At 66.3% G+C, this 418-nt stretch carries 1 protein-coding gene; it reads left to right on the top strand.

Translation table 11 applies throughout. The annotated features are described in order from the left end of the window. Window positions 1-418, top strand: a 418-nt coding sequence (locus AC1DCY_RS27740) for an enoyl-CoA hydratase/isomerase family protein (RefSeq protein ID WP_477356003.1), incomplete at both ends; no start/stop codon positions are given.

The following is a 418-nucleotide window of genomic DNA, read 5'->3' as shown; positions in this document are numbered from 1 at the left end:
GCGTTGACCATGGCGATGGTCGAGCGGATCGATCCCCAGATGGCGCGGTGGGCGGTTGACTCGCGCGTTGTCGGCGTCCTGCTGGACGGCGTGGGCGAAAAGGCATTCTGCGCTGGCGGCGACATTGTCGGGCTATATCGCTCGATCAAGGCCGTGGCGCCCGGTGAGGTGCCGCGCGAGGCAGCCGCATTCTTCGCGCGCGAATATCGCCTGGATTACCGCATCCATCGGTTTCCAAAGCCTGTTCTCTGTTGGGGAACGGGCATTGTGATGGGCGGTGGGATTGGCCTGCTCGCCGGCGCATCGCACCGTGTTGCGACGCAAGCCACGCGCATGGCGATGCCCGAAGTCGCGATCGGGCTGTATCCGGACGTGGGCGGGAGCTGGGTGTTGTCGCGCATGCCCGGCAAGGCGGGCA

Source organism: Lysinibacillus sp. 10T31, from assembly GCF_056394365.1.
The sequence above is the reverse complement of the archived record's forward strand: the minus strand, read 5'-3'. Positions and strand labels throughout refer to the sequence as shown.